The sequence below is a fragment of the Actinomycetota bacterium genome (assembly GCA_014360655.1).
GTDB lineage: Bacteria > Actinomycetota > Geothermincolia > Geothermincolales > RBG-13-55-18 > JACIXC01.
Genome location: JACIXC010000008.1, coordinates 24,675 through 39,698 on the forward strand (window position 1 = coordinate 24,675; position 15,024 = coordinate 39,698).

The window sequence follows — 15,024 nt, forward strand, 5'->3', positions numbered from 1 at the left end:
GCGTGTTACTACCCGTGCCTCCGCCCGAAGGCCCTCCAGCCTTCATTTACCAATGTCCGTAACCCTTTCATCAACAGGTCGTGGCAGCGGCGTCTCCACGTTCCGGTAGGCAGCAGCCTATCGACCGCGCGCTGGTACCTGCCGGCGAGCCGTATCACCATGCGCCCCTCCATATGCCGTATGATGTTCTCCAGGGCCGCGATGCGCATGTCGCGCTCCACGATCTGCTCCACCCTCACCTCAAGGTCGTAGTCGAGCTGCCCCACCTGGGCGTTGAGTTCACCTATCCTGGCGTGGAGCTCCGCGATCCGTTCCTCCCCGGCATGGAGGGAGTCGGTCAGCTCCGCTATGCGCCTCTCTTTTTCCGCCAGGGAACTCCCTAGCTTTATTACCAGGGAAGTGATCAGGGGGTCCCCGGCGGCAGCCACCCGCCGCAGGGCCTCGAAGAAGGTCTTTCCGTCGCGGGCAAAGGCCGCTTGCGGAGTCTCGCCTGCCCGTTCGTCCTTCAATCTCCTCAGCAACCCGTAGATCCTGCCGCCGTATTCCTCCCTGGTGAAAGTGCGGGAGGCGAAAGCAAAGCCGTTCTCGCCGAGCCTCCTCGCTTCCTCCGGGTTGTCGGCGAGGTAGGCGATGTGCGCGGCGAGCCGGCGGTGGTCCCCGGGCGCGTAGAGCAGACCGTTGAACCCGTCCCGCACCAATTCGAGCGTTCCGCCTGCCGAGGTGGCGATGACGGGCTTTTTCAGGAGCATCCCCTCGATGATCGACCGGCCGAAGGCCTCGTGCCTGCCGCAGGAAAGCACGATGTCCGCCTGGTCCAGGAAAGGATAGGGATTCTCCCGAAAGGCGACGAACTTGACATATTTTTCCAGACCCTCCTCCTCGACCATCTTCTTCAGGTTCGCCGCGTATTCCGAAACGCAGTGGCCCATGATCGCCAGTTCCACGTCCCTGCCGCAGTGCACCAGCTCCCTGACGGCCAGGACGGCATCCCTCTGGCCCTTCTGTTCGTACACGGCGCCGGCCACCATCAGCCTGGTGGCGCCCTCCCTCTCGAAGCAGGTCCCCTCGTGCCCTTCGAGGGCGCCTGCGGGTATCTCGACCCGGCTATACACGGTCAGCACTTTCCCGTTGCCGTCGTCCGGGAAGAGCTCCTTCCTGATGAAATGCGAGTTCACCACGATGGCCGAGGAGGATTGCTCGATGAAGCGGGCGGTTTCGTCGGGAGGCAGGGGTGCTTTCAGGGGCTGGCCGCGGTCACCGAGTTCGCGGACGAACCAGGCATGCGGTTTGCCGAGGAGGGAGGCGGCAAAGGCGCCCCAGGGTATGAGCGTGGTGAAGGTGGCGATCACATCCGGATCGACCTTGCGCAGCGCTCGTTCGATGAGGTAGGCGACTTCGCCCGCGCTGTCGACGTAAAGGGCCTCTTTCCGCGCGGGAGGCATGGCCTCCGGTTTCCACCACCACGAATAGCCGGCCTTGACGACGGAAGCCCCCGCCCGCGCCATCTTTTCCGGAAGCGGGCCGTTTCCGGGAATGACCACGGTGCACAGCGCCCCGTGATCCTCGACCAACTCGCTGACCAGCTCCAGGAGGCTCCTCTCCGCCCCGCCGAGGTCGGAGGAATGGGAGAAGAAGCAGACGCTCAGGGATCTTTCCTTCTTCAGGCAGAGGAGGTTGATATAGGCCATCTCGTCGCCCCCGGGCAGGTATTCGGACCAGCGGTCGAAGCGGTCCTCCGCGACGCGGTAGGTCATCCCGTTGCGCTCGTCGACGGCGTGCATCTCGAACCCGAGCGCGCTTATCTCTTCCAGGAACCGTTCCGGCTCGTAGCCCGCTTTTCGCAGGCACTTCGGATTGAACTCCACCAGGAGTTTGACCTCCGCGTTTTTCTCCAGGAGCCCCTTCATGCCCCTGATGACGAAGGGCTCGTGCCCGTCCGTGTCTATCTTGATGAACACGGGCGCCGCGGGCGGAAGGTCGAGAAAAGCGTCCAGCCTTGTCGTCCTTACCTCGATCTCCCTTACCGTGCGGGTCAGGGGGTGGTCATGGAACCCGCAGGAGTCCGAGGCCTCCTTTATCTTGAACTTCCTCCACCCCTCGCAGTCGGATACGGCGAGGTTGTGCGTTTCCACGTTTGCGAGCCCGTTGAGGGCCACGTTCCGCTCCAGCACGGCGTGATTCTCGGGCACCGGCTCCAGGGCGATGATCCTGCATCCGGGGCATGCCGTTCCCACCAGGAGGGTGTAGTAGCCGTAGTGGGCCCCCACGTCGACGAAGAGCATGCCTTCCCGCATGTGATGGAGCAGCAGTTCGCAGGAGAAGCCCTCGAAGGGTTTTTCGTAATAATGCTCTATGAACCTGGGGGTTATCAGCATCTGGAAATCCCTGCCTCTCGGGGTTATCGCCGTTAACCTTTCCAGGTCGTAATCGTAGCGGAAAGGCGAGCCGTTTTCTTCCATCCCGATCACCTTAAGTCCATTCACAGGGCTTAATTATGGCGAAAGAGCGCATGTTTATCAATGCGCGTGACCTCGCGTGACCTTGCGGCCGAGGTGCATCCCTTATCACTTACTCCCGTATTCCTTGTGCCACCGGCCGAAGGTGAGCAGCAGGAAGAGAATCTCGCTGTAATCCGCTTTACCTTCCATGTGCTCATGGAAAACAGCCCTGATGCGGTCCAGGTTGAACAGGCGAGGGTCCAGGCATTCCTCGTCCTCTATGGTCGCCAGCATCAGGTCGCTCAGCTTCCGGTTGTGGCGGATCAGCTCCGGGTAGTTGGGCCATGACCCGGTGGAGAACGCGGGGTGAGGCGCGGGCACGGGCTTGAAGAGGTGCTTTCTTGCCGTGGGTTCCAGCGCCAGCAGTAACGATTCGAGCCGTGGCGGGGTGGCCGCGGGCAGTCCCGTGTTGGCGTTGGTGGCTATTGCGGTTCTCCACGAGATCCTGGGCAGGATGCCCTTTATCAACCGGTTTCCCACCATCAGGCCCGTGGGCACGGAGAGCGCCAGGTCGACGAGGTCGTTGTCGAAGGACACCGTCCTCTCGTCCATGTGAGCGCGATTGTGGATGATGTGAAAGTGATCGCCGAACTGGCGGGCGTCAAGGATGCCGGAAAGGTAGGCGGGCGTCTTGCGGGCCTCACGGATGATCTCCGGCGCGATGGGGTTATTGTATTGTGACTCCACGGAGGCCAGCATGAGCTCGGTCACCTCCCGTGCGGACATGTTGAAGATGTTCCGGCTGATCTCGATCATGCTGTAGCCCAGGATGTTCCATATCATCTCATCCGGGGATACGTCTTCGTGGATGTCGGCGACGGGGATGGTCACGGAATGGCCCAAGAGGGTGCGCTGCTTCAGGGGCACGAGATATGCCTTGAACAACCATCCGAAAGCGACCCCGTGCAGGAGGATATCGGCATGTTCGCGCATGGTTTCGAAATAGCCCAGGTTGTGGGCGTGGTTACAGGAATACATGCCGTCGCCGATGGCCACCGCCCCCGGCACCATCCTCAGGTAGTGGTCGAGGTCCCTCCAGAGTATGACGTGTCGGCACCCGTACCCTGCGGCGAGCCTGCGGGCCACCTTCAACTCCCGGTTGGGGTGATCGGCTATGGTGAAAGCGGTGGCGATCTTCCCCCTCCCCGCCGCGTAAAGCACCGTCCTCGAGTCCAGCCCCCCGCTCAGGAGGATCCCCAGGCGGTGGCCGCCCCCGGTCCTTCTCTCCACCGCCTTTTTCATGGCCTCGGCGAAGGCGTGGATGTAGTGGCGTTTAGTCCTGAACTCGTCTTTCCGCTCCCAGTTCCAGTAGCGACTCACCCGGGGCTGGCCGTGCTCGAGGCAGAGGACGCTCGCCGCCGGGAGGGAGCTCACGGATCGGTAGAAGGTACGATATCCCAGGATCTTCCTGAAGGTGAAGAACTCGCAGACCGCCTGCAGGTCAATTTCGCGGGAAAGGCCCGGGAACCTGAGCAGGGGCCGCACCTGGCTACCGAAGACCAGGTCCCTTCCATTCCAGTGGTAATAAACGGGGCGCGAGTTGACGCGGTCGGTGGCCAGCACCAGTTTTCCCGAGTCCACGTGGTAGAGGGCGACGAGGAACGAGCCGTTGAGCTCGCGGAAGGCCTCGAGCCCCTCCTGCTCGTAGAGATGGAGAACGTACTCGGCGTCGTTGTCCGGGTAGCGGAAACGGTGGCCCTGCCGGGAGAGCCGTTGTTTACCGGACTGGTAGTCGAAGACCTCACCGTCCATGAAGACGAGGATGGACCCATCCTCGTTGCGCAGGGGCTGCGGTTGCGGGTTCAGGATCCCGTGATGTACACGCGAGACGGCCGCTTGCTCTTCCACCCAGAGGTCCACGGGCTCTTCCCCGGTGTATGAGATGTCGCCGGCCATGGCCTTGAGAAGCCGCTCGCCGCGCTCCCGCTCCAATGTATCACTGGTAAATAATCCCACCAATCCCGCCACGCCTCGCCCCTCCCGTGACCCGGGTCGCCCCCCTTGGCGCTCAGGGGACGAAGGCGATCTTCACCGCGTGGTGCTTCCCCTTGTTCAGGGCCGCATCCAGGGCCTGGTGGTACTGGTCGAGGCGGAACCTGTGGGTCACCAGGCGGGAGAGGTCGATCTTCCCCTCCTCCATGAGCCGGATGGCGATCTCGAAGTCGAACGCGGTGGCCCCCTGCCAGGTGTCGCGCTGGGATCCATAGATCCCCCTTATGGTGAGCTCCTTCAGCCACACGGGGGTCCAGTCGACCCTCCCGATGGGAGCGATACCCAGCAGGTTGTAGGCGCCCCCGTTGGCGAGGATACGGAAGGAGGCCTGCACGGTGCGCGTGTTGCCCACGGCGTCGAAGACGCGGTCCACGCCTCCTATGAGCAGAGGGTCCGCCGCCAGGGGGGTGTGCATCTTGGCCCCGGTGAGCTCGGCGACCCTGCGGTAGAACTGCCTGCCGCCGGGCTTGATGACCTCCTCCGCCCCCAGCTCCCGCGCCAGCCCGGCATGGAAGGGGTCCGGCTCCACCGCCAGCACGCGGTTTTCCGGGTGCAGGGCCTTGAGTGCGGCGAGGGTGCACAGGCCCATCACCCCGCACCCGAAGACCAGAAGCGTCTCGCCGGGCTGGATGTCGTTGGCGAGGACCATGTGCAGGCAGGTGGAAAAGGGCTCCACCATGACCACGTTCTCGTCGCTCAGGTTTTCGGGCACCTTGACCAGGTTGTGCTGCGGAGCGACGCTCATCTCGCTGATGAAGCCGGGAACGTCGGCGTTGGAACCGGCGAACATCCCCGGGGCGAACCTGCCCTCGGTGAAGTTCTCGCACAGCTGCGGTCTTCCCTGGGCGCACATGCGACACGGCGGATGGATACCTCTTTCGCGGCAAGCGAGCCAGGGGATCACCGCCACCCGCTCCCCCGGAGAAAAACCCTCGACCCCGGGTCCGAGCTCCGCCACTTCCCCGCACACCTCGTGGCCGAGCACGAAGGGATAGGAGGCGAAGGGCTGGAGGGTGAGGCTCTCGTGGCACCTGATGATGCTGAGGTCGCTCCCGCAAAGGCCCGCCAGGCGGGGCCTGATCTTCACCCAGTCCGGCCCGGGAAGCTCCGGCTCGGGGGCCTCCCGCAACTGCACCGGGGCCAGGCCGCTGAAGAGCACCCGGGGCATGCGGTCGGCGAGTGCCCCCGTGACCAGGTAGCGGGGGATGCTGTACTCGAAAGTCAGCGCCTTCATGGTAACGACCTCCTCTCCCAGATCTTACCAGGTTCCTTGTATGCCGATGCCAGGCCGCCGAACAGCTTCGGATGGCTTTATATCTCCAAGTCTATTCTAACCCGGGCACGGGGGCTAGGGCTTATCTGCCGGGATGCCGCTTCGCGCATGGCCCGGGATCATCCGGCGGGGTCGGGTGATGATGTCCCTGGAGTGCTGACGTCGGGAACGGGCTCCCGGTTGAGAACGGGCTCCCAGATTGATCCCCCGGAACGGTTTTTTCACCCACTGTCTCCTCCAGTGAAGCAGCGGAGAGCGAGGGACCTGGCTTCTCCCCTGCCCGTTTGCGCGATGCCCTGAGGCGTGAGAGTACCCGGGAACAAGATCGGGCCCGCTACTCGCCTCAGGGTCGGGCGCCGAAGAAGCGGTGGATGATCCCCTTCCTCCACAGGAAGCGGAAGAGGTGGTGGTAGAGCTGCGGCGAGACCCTCTTCAGCAGGTACTGGGGGCCACTGTGGGACCAGGGAACCACGGTGATCCCGATGTCCTTCTCCAGGGCGCGCAGGCCGGCGGCGGCCACCACGGCGGGGTCCACTCCCCTGGTGGCGTAGAACTTCTCGATCTCCGGCCGGGTGCTCCTGCCCGTGGAGTTGTACAGGTAGATCCTGCCATCCCTGATGATGTTGGTGTTGATGAACCCCGGGCAGAGGAGGCTCACCTTGATGCCGTGCTCGTAGAGCTCCATGCGCAGCGTCTCCCCCAGCCCCACCACCCCGTACTTGCTGGTCTGGTAGGCGGCCATGCCGGGAATGGCCACCAGGCCGGCGTCGCTGGCAGTGAGGAGGATGGAACCGCCCTTGCGCTCGATCATGTGCGGGACGAAGGCGTGCAGGGTGTAGATGGCGCCCCACAGGTTTATCCCCAGCACCCATTCCCAGTCCTCGAGGGAGGTCTCCACGAAGCGTCCTCCCATGCCCACGCCCGCGTTGCTGCACAGGATGTCCACGTGGTCCCAGTCGGCGAGGAACCTCCCGGCGAACCTCTCCACCTCCTCCCGCCTGGAGTGGTCAACCCGGTAGCCGCGCGCCGCCGCGCCCTTCGCCTTCAGCTCCTCCACCACCTGCCCGATGCGCTCGGGCACGATGTCGGTTATGGCCACGCGGCATCCCGCCTCCGCCAGGGCGTGCGCCAGGGCCCTGCCGATGCCGGAACCCCCGCCCGTGACCACGGCCGTCTTCCCCTCGAAAAAGCCCATCACGCGCACCTCCTTACTCTTGCCGGACCATCCGCCCATTACCATATCACACCGCCCGAACACAAGTGGTAGGGCACGGGTTCCAGGGCACGTCCTGCGCCCGTTCGGTCTCCGCCATTGCGAGGAGGCGCGCAAGCGCCCGGCACCCGTCATTGCGAGGAGGCGCGCTCCAAGGATGTCATCGCGATGAAGCCCGTCCTGAGAATGTCATTGCGAGGAGGCGCGCAAGCGCCGACGAAGCGATCTCCCCGGGAGGAGGGAAGGAGCACGGGCACCGGGAGGGCGGTAGTGGACGGAGGAGATCGCTTCGTCGCTCCGCTCCTCGCGATGACGTTTAATGGGGGTCCTTGCCATGACGGTTCGAGGGAGCTCCTCGCGACGGCGTTTAAGAGGGGTTCCTCGTGGTGACGTTCCGGCACCCGCCATTGCGAGGAGGCGCGCAAGCGCCGACGAAGCGATCTCCCCGGGAGGAGGGAAGGAGCCCGGGCACCGGGAGGGCGGTAGTGGACGGAGGAGATCGCTTCGTCGCTTCGCTCCTCGCGACGGCGTTTAATAGGGGTCCTTGCCATGACGGTTCGAGGAAGTTCCTCGCGATGGCGTTTAATGGGGGCCCTTGCCATGACGGTTCGAGGAAGTTCCTCGCGATGACGTTTCGGGGAGCTGCTTGCCATGACGGTTCGAGGGAGCTCCTCGCGACGGCGTTTAAGAGGGGTTCCTCGTGGTGACGTTCCGGCACCCGTCATTGCGAGGAGGCGCGCTCCAAGGATGTCATCGCGATGAAGCCCGTCCTGAGAATGTCATTGCGAGGAGGCGCGCGGGCGCCCGGCACCCGTCATTGCGAGGAGGCGCGCAAGCGCCGACGAAGCGATCTCCCCGGGAGGAGGGAAGGAGCACGGGCACCGGGAGGGCGGTAGTGGACGGAGGAGATCGCTTCGTCGCTTCGCTCCTCGCGACGGCGTTTAATAGGGGTCCTTGCCATGACGGTTCGAGGAAGTTCCTCGCGATGGCGTTTCGGGGAGCTGCTTGCCATGACGGTTCGAGGGATCTCCTCGCGATGGCGTTTCGGGGAGCTGCTTGCCATGACGGTTCGAGGGAGCTCCTCGCGACGGCGTTTAAGAGGGGTTCCTCGTGGTGACGTTCCGGCACCCGTCATTGCGAGGAGGCGCGCGGGCGCCCGGCACCCGTCATTGCGAGGAGGCGCGCTCCAAGGATGTCATCGCGATGAAGCCCGTCCTGAGAATGTCATTGCGAGGAGGCGCGCAAGCGCCCGGCACCCGTCATTGCGAGGAGGCGCGCAAGCGCCGACGAAGCGATCTCCCCGGGAGGAGGGAAGGAGCACGGGCACCGGGAGGGCGGTAGTGGACGGAGGAGATCGCTTCGTCGCTTCGCTCCTCGCGATGACGTCTAATGGGGGTCCTTGCCATGACGGTTCGAGGAAGTTCCTCGCGATGACGTTTAATGGGGGTCCTTGCCATGACGGTTCGAGGGAGCTCCTCGCGATGGCGTTTCGAGGGAGCTGCTCGCGCAACGAGCGGGCTCAGGCAACGGGGTGTTGCCAAACGTTGCTTTGATCCACGTCCTCGCTCCTTAGCCATACGGTTGGCGCTGCGCTATAATATTCACGCGGTTATGGAAAGAAAGCGGTTATGGAAAGAGGGAAGAAGAACAGCGCCGGCACAGGCAGGAAAGAGGAGGAACCAGGAAATGAAGCACACCAAGACGGCAGCGATAGTGATCGGTGCCTTCGCCGTCGCCCTCGTCCTCTCCCTGGGGGGCTGCGCCGTGAACGGCGGGGGGAAGGAATACCGGGATCCGTCCGTTCCCATCGTGGTGGAAAAGGGAGAGGAGTTCACCATCGCGCTGGAGTCCAACCCCACCACCGGCTACCGCTGGATGCTGCAGAAGGAGCTGGACGAGAAGATAATCACCCTCCAGAAAACGGAGTTCGAGGAGCCGGAGTCCAACCTCCTGGGCGCCCCCGGTGAGGAGAGGTGGATCTTCAAGGCGGTGGGCCTGGGGCGCACAACCATCGAGCTCAAGTACGCGCGGCCCTGGGAGGAGGAAAGCCCATCGCCGGCCTTGGGAGAAGAAGAGGCGGGCACGGCGGAAGAGGGCGGCGCCGCGGAAGGCGGCGCTACAACCCATGCCGGGGAAGCGGCGGGAAGATCCACCGGCGAGGCCGGTGGGGAAGCCACCACCGACGTGGAGACGGGCAGCGTGGAGGCCGGCGCGGAAGCCGAGACCCTGGTCTTCTCCGTCTGGGTGAAGAAGAAGGGTGCGACGGACAAGGAGCCCAAGGAATACGACAACCCCGACGAGGCCATCGAGGTCGAGGAGGGGCTCGAGTTCGCCATCGTCCTGGAGTCCAACCCCACCACCGGCTACCAGTGGCAGCTCGCGGAGCCCCTGGACGGGGAGATCCTTTCCCTGGTGAGCGCGACCTTCGAGAGCAAGGGCGGCGGAGAAGGAGAGGAAAGAGTAGGAGCCCCCGGGGAGGAGGTATGGACCTTCGAGGCGGTGGGTCCGGGGAAGGCCGAGATAACCCTGGCCTACGCGCGGCCCTGGGAGAAGGAGGCGGCGCCCGAGGAGACCAAGACCTTCCATGTGGAGGTGAAGGCCGTAGGGGAGGAGGCCGCGGAGCACTAGGCACCCATCGTCGTGTGACGGGGCTCCCTTGCGGGGCCTCGCTTTTATGCGCTTAGTAGGCGAGCCGGCCGCAGGGAAGGCGGCGGCGTTGAGCGTGTGACCGGACGGTGCGGCTCTCGCGAGACGGCGCGCGAGCCGTACGCCGGACAGGTATGCCGGCTGCGTCCCGGCCTGCCGAGGGAAGCGGGACTTGGCTGCCTCCCTTCCCTTGCGGGGAAGGGAGGGCCACTTACTTCGCAAGGATGAAAGGGGAAAGGCCTCACGTGGCGGGCGGGGGAGCGCTTGCATCGCGCGCGTTGAGGGAACTGCCGCAAAGCGGGGTTTACGTCCTTGTGGCAAGGGTCGGGCGCGAGCGCACCCTGCGACACGGCGTCCTGGGGGAGCTGCGCCTGCGCCCCGGCTATTACGCCTACGTGGGGCGCGCCCGCAGGGGTTTGCCCGCGCGCCTGGCGCGCCACGCCCGCGCTGGAAAGCAGGGCAAGCGCCTCTTCTGGCATATCGACCACTTCCTGGAGATGTCGTCGCTTGAGGAGGTCTGGGTATACCCGCTGGAGGTGGGGGAATGCGCCCTGGCCTCCGACCTGGAGGAGATAGGCGGGGACCGCGGCGGCCTCGCGGGCTTCGGGTCCTCCGACTGCCGCTGCCCCGGCCACCTCCTCCACTTCGGCGAAAAGAGGCCGCGTCCGGATGATGGATCCCTGCCGCGTGTTTTGACGTGCCGGCCGCCTTTCCCGCTTCGTTGAAAAGAGGTTGCACCAGCGGAGCTGATGGCGTGGATGAAGTATCCTTTTGGGGAGTTGCCAGAGGCAGCGAATGAGGCCCGATTCCTGGGTGCGCGTGCAAAGAACGGGGTCAGGCACCGGGGTGTTGCGAAAGGCAACATTTTAGGCCCGACCTCGGGGTGTTGCGAAAGCAACGTTCCTGGCCCGCCTCGGGGTGTTGCGCGGAACCTGTCCGGGAAAAAAGGAAGGGCGCCCGCAAGGGCGCCCTTCCTTTTTTATCCGCGCGTTCAGGCCGTGCCGCGGCGACTCAGCATGATCCCCCCGCCCACCAGGATGAGGGCGATGATGAGGGATAGCACGATGGCCACCACCCAGCTTCCCTTGCCGCCCGTGGTGTAGTTGTAGGTGGGCTTGGTCTGGAAGAGGAAGCGCACCTGGTTCTCGGCGTCATCGGCCTTGCCCAGCAGGTGGTCGTACTCCTCGCCGCGCTTGGTGATGGCCGCCACCTGCGCGTCCGTCATGTAGAAGGCCTTGAGGAAGTTGTAGACGCCGCGGGCGAGCTGTCCCGTCCCGTCGCCCACGCTGGCGAGGCCTTCCTTGACGGCGTTGGTCCCGTAGAGCAGGGTATCGGGAGTCCCGGAGCTGCCGATGCCCGCTATCGCCTCTCCCAGGCCCTCGGAGATCAGGATCAGGCCCTCCTTGACGCCGGGGTTGCTCAAGCTCCCGGTTGAGAGGCCAGCCTTTATCTTATCGAGTCCTGCCTGGATCGCCGCCATGGCGTAAAGCAGCGTGTCACTGGTGCTTTCGGAGCCGATGCCCGCCTTTACTGAGTTCAATCCACCCTTCACGCTTTCTGCTATTTGCAGAGCGGGCACGAGGGGTGACGATACGGGGCCTTTGACGAAGGCTATGATCGTTTGAGCCAGGGAGACAATGTTAGTTGCTGCGGTCACAACATTTGGATCTGTATGCGACAAAAGAGGCGTAGCTGCACCGATGATGTTGGTAGCAAGCTGCTCGATGCCTCCCGGCCAGGTGGGGCCCAACGCGCCTGCAGGGCTACTAAGCATCAACTTTAACGTTTCCATGCCCTTGAGCATGGTGGAACCGGAGTCGCTCATGCCGCTGCCGATACCCGCCTTAATGCCGTTGAGCCCGTTTATCACGGCGTTGACGGCATAGAGAAGGGTATCCTTGATATTTGCGGCTCCGATGCCCGACACGATCTGGGCGACGCCGGTGATGAGTTTCTCGTCCAGGCTGACCTTGGCCTCGGGCAGCCCCGCGCCCAGCTTGCCCAGCCCCTCGTGCACGGCGGTTATCCCATAGAGCAGGGTGTCCTCCTTCTCCGGCTCACCCACCCCCTCGTCGAGCTTCTTCAACCCGGCGTAGATCTGCTCCAGCCCCGACTTCAACAGGAACGTGCTGTCCTCCTGGTTGGTCTCCGGGATGAGGAAGGCGGCGCCGATGGTCAGGGGCGGCATCTGGAAGTTCTTCACGTCCGCCCGCACCCAGATGGTGTGGCTCTCCTGCGTGGCGGGCGGGAAGAGGGGTATGTTCCACTGCACGTTGGTGAAGTCGGGCATGGGTATGACCATCCCCGTGGGGTCAGCCTCCACGTTGAAGAACACCCGGTTGTCGAAGTACCAGTCGTAGGGCGAGATGACCATGGGCAGGTAGGTCTCGACCTCATCTTCCACCATCTGCCCGGTGTCCGGGTCCTTGTACGTCACCCGGGTCTTCTCCTTGCTGGTGTTGCGCAGGGTGAGCTCGAGCTCGAAGCGCCCGCTCTTGCCGGTGATCTCGTTCAGGTCGCTCACCGGCGCGCCGTCGAACTTGTACTTGAAACGGAGGTCCAGGGGGATGCGCGTGCGGACGTCCTCCACCATGGACTCGGAGAGCTTGGCGCCGGCCACGTAGCTGGCGCTGCCCTTGGCCTTCAGGCCCTCCCAGACGATGTAGTCCCCCTCGACCTTGGGCTTCTTGAAGCCGTGCACGCCCTGCCAGCTGGCATCCCCCTCGATGGATTTCCTCTCCCGCACGTTGAAGGGGCCGTCTCCCTTGAGGTCGAGGATGTCGAAGACCTGCACCCCTTCTATCTCTCCCGTGGAATCCAGGTTGCAGAGGACGAACTCCGAGCTCCTGACCTTCTGGCTCCCCTTGGTGTCCGTCTCGGCGCTGGCCGGGAGGATCATGGTCAGGGAAACGACCATGCCCAGGGCGATGAGCACCACCAGGATCCTTCTCAGTCGCTTCACCGCAACCACCTCCTATTCCGACCCGCCGGCGCTCTCGGCCGCCGCGGCGCTCCGGCGCAGGACCACAGCGTCGAGGACGGCGGCCAGGAGCATCCCGAAGAGCAGCGAGAGGATGACCCCAAAGAGGGTGGGCAGCACGCGGGGCATGCCCTCAATGGGCTTTTCCGCGAAAAGGTACTCAAAGCGCGCCATGGCCGCCTGGAACACCCCCCATCCCACCAGGAACATGGGGAGCATCTCGCGCATCTTTGGTATGGACACCAGGGCGGCGATGAGGATGAAGATGGCCCCGGCGATGGCCACCGAGAGCCCGTAATATAACGGGAAGACCAGCATGTACAGCAGGTAGGTGAGGAGCCCCGCGAACACCCCCAGCACCCCTCCCAGGGTCATCCAGGGCAGGGAGCGCGCGAGGGCGGAACCGTAGGCCAGGCACACCCCGAAGGAGATGAGCGCCACCCAGTAGGCCTTGGCCCCGAGGTAGTCGAAGAACCAGATCCAGAAGAATGCCACCACGGCCAGGATAACGGCCAGGATGGCGTTACGCTTGACGTTTTCCATCTCTCCCCCCTTTCGCGTCGGAGATATAAAACCGCCCTTACGATCTCTCACGAAACCTTTTCCCGCCGTGCCTTACGGCAGAACAAGGGAAAAGGCAGAAGAAAGATACTCGGAAGGATCAGGACGTGTGCCTCACCTCCTCCGGCCGACACCCGCTCCCCACGCTATAATTATTAACCGATCCCGGCCCGTTTAGCAACACGAACTCCACCCGGCCGCGCGCTCCCGGAACCCCGTTCCCCGGCGTCTTTTCCCCGCCGCGGTACCTCCCTTTCATCCGCCTTCCTCTTGATACATCAAACCTACTATGCTATTTTTCCACGTTTTTCCTCTATACCCTTCATACCCCGTTCCGGCCGCCATCGCATCACCCACCGGCAGCTCCCCTCCGCGACCTTACGTTGAAAGCGCCCCTCGCCACGCCGGTCGCCCGCTCCGACTAAAACGCCTGTTTTGTATTTGTATCGGCCTGCCTTCCTTGATTATTTATGCCCCCCGGTTATCCGGCCGTGGGGCGGCACCCGGAGGCTGATGCGGGGGGCCGCGTCGAAGAGGAAAAATAGGAAAAGGGGTTCGAGGAACGGCGAAAAGAGAGCGGCTATGGGGAGTACGGGGATATGGATATGGGGATTTGGGGAGCATGGTGATATTTGGGGTATGGGGATATGGGGAGTATGGGGAGGAGGCAGGGGTGATAAAAGGAGCTGCGGCGTAAGGAAGTGCCCGCGCGGAAGCGCGGATGCCCCCGCGGAACCCCCGAAAAGCTTATGCATGCGCGGAACCTCGGAAACGCGGATGCCCGCCCCAGCCGAGGAGTTCAGCCGGTTCGACGGCCGTCTTAGATACATGCGCGGAACTCGGAAAACGCGGATGCCCGCGCGGCAGTGCGGAAGCGTAAAGGCCGCCGCGTGGAGGGATGTCACGTCACCGGCGGCGGGAAGGGCAGCCGTTCAGGCGCCCCCGCCCTTCATCATCTCCCGCAGGCGCAGCAGGTTGGCGAGGGGCTCGGCGGGCAGCTCCCGCGCCCCTCCCAGCGCCTGGGCGTAAAAGGTCACCTCGGCGCAGAACTCCACCGTCTCCAGGCGGTGGTAGGCCTGCTCCACGTCGCTTCCCCAGCAGATGACGCCGTGGTTCTCCAGGAGGGCCGCGTCGTATTTCGCGAGGTACGACGCCACCGCCTCGCCCAGCTCCGGGCTTCCCGGAGGCTGGAAGGGGACCAGGGGCACCTCGCCCAGGAAGATGACCGCCTCGGGGACGAGGTGCAGGTCCAGGGGCCTGCCGGCGATGGCGAAAGCCGTGGAGAAGGAGGGATGGGCGTGCACCACCCCGCCCAGGTCCTCCCTTTCCCGGTAAAGTCGCAGGTGCATGGGGGTTTCCGTGGTGGGGTACCCCTCTCCCCGCAGCACCTCCCCGTCCAGGCTCATGGCCAGGATCTGCTCCGGGCGCATGAACCCCTTGCTCACAAGTGTGGGGGTGATGAGTACGGTGTCCCCGTCCAGGCGGGCGGATATGTTTCCGGAGTTGGCGGAGACCATGCCCCGCTGCCACATACGCCTGCCCACCTCGCATATCATCTCGCGCAGAGTCCCTTCATCCATGGCTCCCTCCTGTCGGCCGGTTCCCTCGGGGCGCTTTCCGGGCGCTCTTCCCGCGCTTTCCGAACGAGCCCGCCCGCCGCGCGGTTTTTCTCTCGCCGTCGGGGGGCGTGTTTATGATCATACACCGTTTGCCCGGGATGGCGGTCGCGGCCGTACGCAGCCGTGGGTCGCGCCGCGGCCGGCCTTCCGTGAGCGCACAGGGAGGGGTGGGTCGCGGGCACGCCTTGCGTGCATGCCTTGCGTGTGTCGGCATGCCTTGCGGGTTGCAGAAAAAGCGGGGG

Annotated in this window: 9 protein-coding genes; 2 read left to right on the top strand and 7 right to left on the bottom strand. The window is 64.3% G+C overall.

Translation table 11 applies throughout. The features are described 5' to 3' along the window. Positions 1–8 precede the first annotated feature (8 nt). The 4 genes from H5T73_07020 to H5T73_07035 form a co-directional block, all read right to left on the bottom strand. Entirely contained in the window at positions 9–2,459 is a 2,451-nt protein-coding gene (locus H5T73_07020) for an FkbM family methyltransferase (GenBank protein ID MBC7247512.1), read from the bottom strand. A 105-nt stretch (positions 2,460–2,564) separates the two neighbouring features. Continuing rightward, a complete protein-coding gene (locus H5T73_07025; protein MBC7247513.1) occupies positions 2,565–4,466 on the bottom strand; it encodes an asparagine synthetase B in 1,902 nt (633 codons plus the stop codon). Positions 4,467–4,506: 40 nt separating this feature from the next. Continuing rightward, positions 4,507–5,724, bottom strand: coding sequence for an alcohol dehydrogenase catalytic domain-containing protein (locus H5T73_07030; protein ID MBC7247514.1), 1,218 nt, complete (start codon positions 5,722–5,724; stop codon positions 4,507–4,509). A 382-nt stretch (positions 5,725–6,106) separates the two neighbouring features. Beyond that, the gene (locus H5T73_07035; GenBank protein MBC7247515.1) at positions 6,107–6,958 is read right to left on the bottom strand and encodes an SDR family NAD(P)-dependent oxidoreductase; all 852 of its coding nucleotides are present in this window, start codon (positions 6,956–6,958) and stop codon (positions 6,107–6,109) included. Positions 6,959–8,662: 1,704 nt separating this feature from the next. Between H5T73_07035 and H5T73_07040 the strand changes: the two genes are divergently transcribed. Then, positions 8,663–9,604: a protease inhibitor I42 family protein gene (locus H5T73_07040; protein ID MBC7247516.1), complete on the top strand. Its 942-nt coding sequence runs from the start codon at positions 8,663–8,665 to the stop codon at positions 9,602–9,604. A 242-nt stretch (positions 9,605–9,846) separates the two neighbouring features. Beyond that, entirely contained in the window at positions 9,847–10,347 is a 501-nt protein-coding gene (locus tag H5T73_07045; GenBank protein MBC7247517.1) for a GIY-YIG nuclease family protein, read from the top strand. 266 nt (positions 10,348–10,613) lie between these two features. On the opposite strand, the gene H5T73_07050 is transcribed toward H5T73_07045, so the two are convergent. The 3 genes from H5T73_07050 to H5T73_07060 form a co-directional block, all read right to left on the bottom strand. Next, complete coding sequence (locus H5T73_07050) at positions 10,614–12,584, bottom strand: hypothetical protein (GenBank protein ID MBC7247518.1); 1,971 nt, start codon at positions 12,582–12,584, stop codon at positions 10,614–10,616. A 12-nt stretch (positions 12,585–12,596) separates the two neighbouring features. After that, on the bottom strand, positions 12,597–13,145 hold the full coding sequence (locus H5T73_07055; GenBank protein ID MBC7247519.1) for a DUF1097 family protein: 549 nt from the start codon (positions 13,143–13,145) through the stop codon (positions 12,597–12,599). Between the two features lie 950 nt (positions 13,146–14,095). Beyond that, on the bottom strand, positions 14,096–14,743 hold the full coding sequence (locus H5T73_07060) for a class II aldolase/adducin family protein (protein ID MBC7247520.1): 648 nt from the start codon (positions 14,741–14,743) through the stop codon (positions 14,096–14,098). Between the last annotated feature and the right edge of the window lie 281 nt (positions 14,744–15,024).

Bases quoted from the DNA above. Each gene is read 5' to 3' on its own strand.
- H5T73_07020 (MBC7247512.1), bottom strand. From the start codon at position 2,459: ATGGAAGAAAACGGCTCGCCTTTCCGCTACGATTACGACCTGGAAAGG.
- H5T73_07030 (MBC7247514.1), bottom strand. From the start codon at position 5,724: ATGAAGGCGCTGACTTTCGAGTACAGCATCCCCCGCTACCTGGTCACG.
- H5T73_07035 (MBC7247515.1), bottom strand. From the start codon at position 6,958: ATGGGCTTTTTCGAGGGGAAGACGGCCGTGGTCACGGGCGGGGGTTCC.
- H5T73_07040 (MBC7247516.1), top strand. From the start codon at position 8,663: ATGAAGCACACCAAGACGGCAGCGATAGTGATCGGTGCCTTCGCCGTC.
- H5T73_07045 (MBC7247517.1), top strand. From the start codon at position 9,847: ATGAAAGGGGAAAGGCCTCACGTGGCGGGCGGGGGAGCGCTTGCATCG.
- H5T73_07055 (MBC7247519.1), bottom strand. From the start codon at position 13,145: ATGGAAAACGTCAAGCGTAACGCCATCCTGGCCGTTATCCTGGCCGTG.
- H5T73_07060 (MBC7247520.1), bottom strand. From the start codon at position 14,743: ATGGATGAAGGGACTCTGCGCGAGATGATATGCGAGGTGGGCAGGCGT.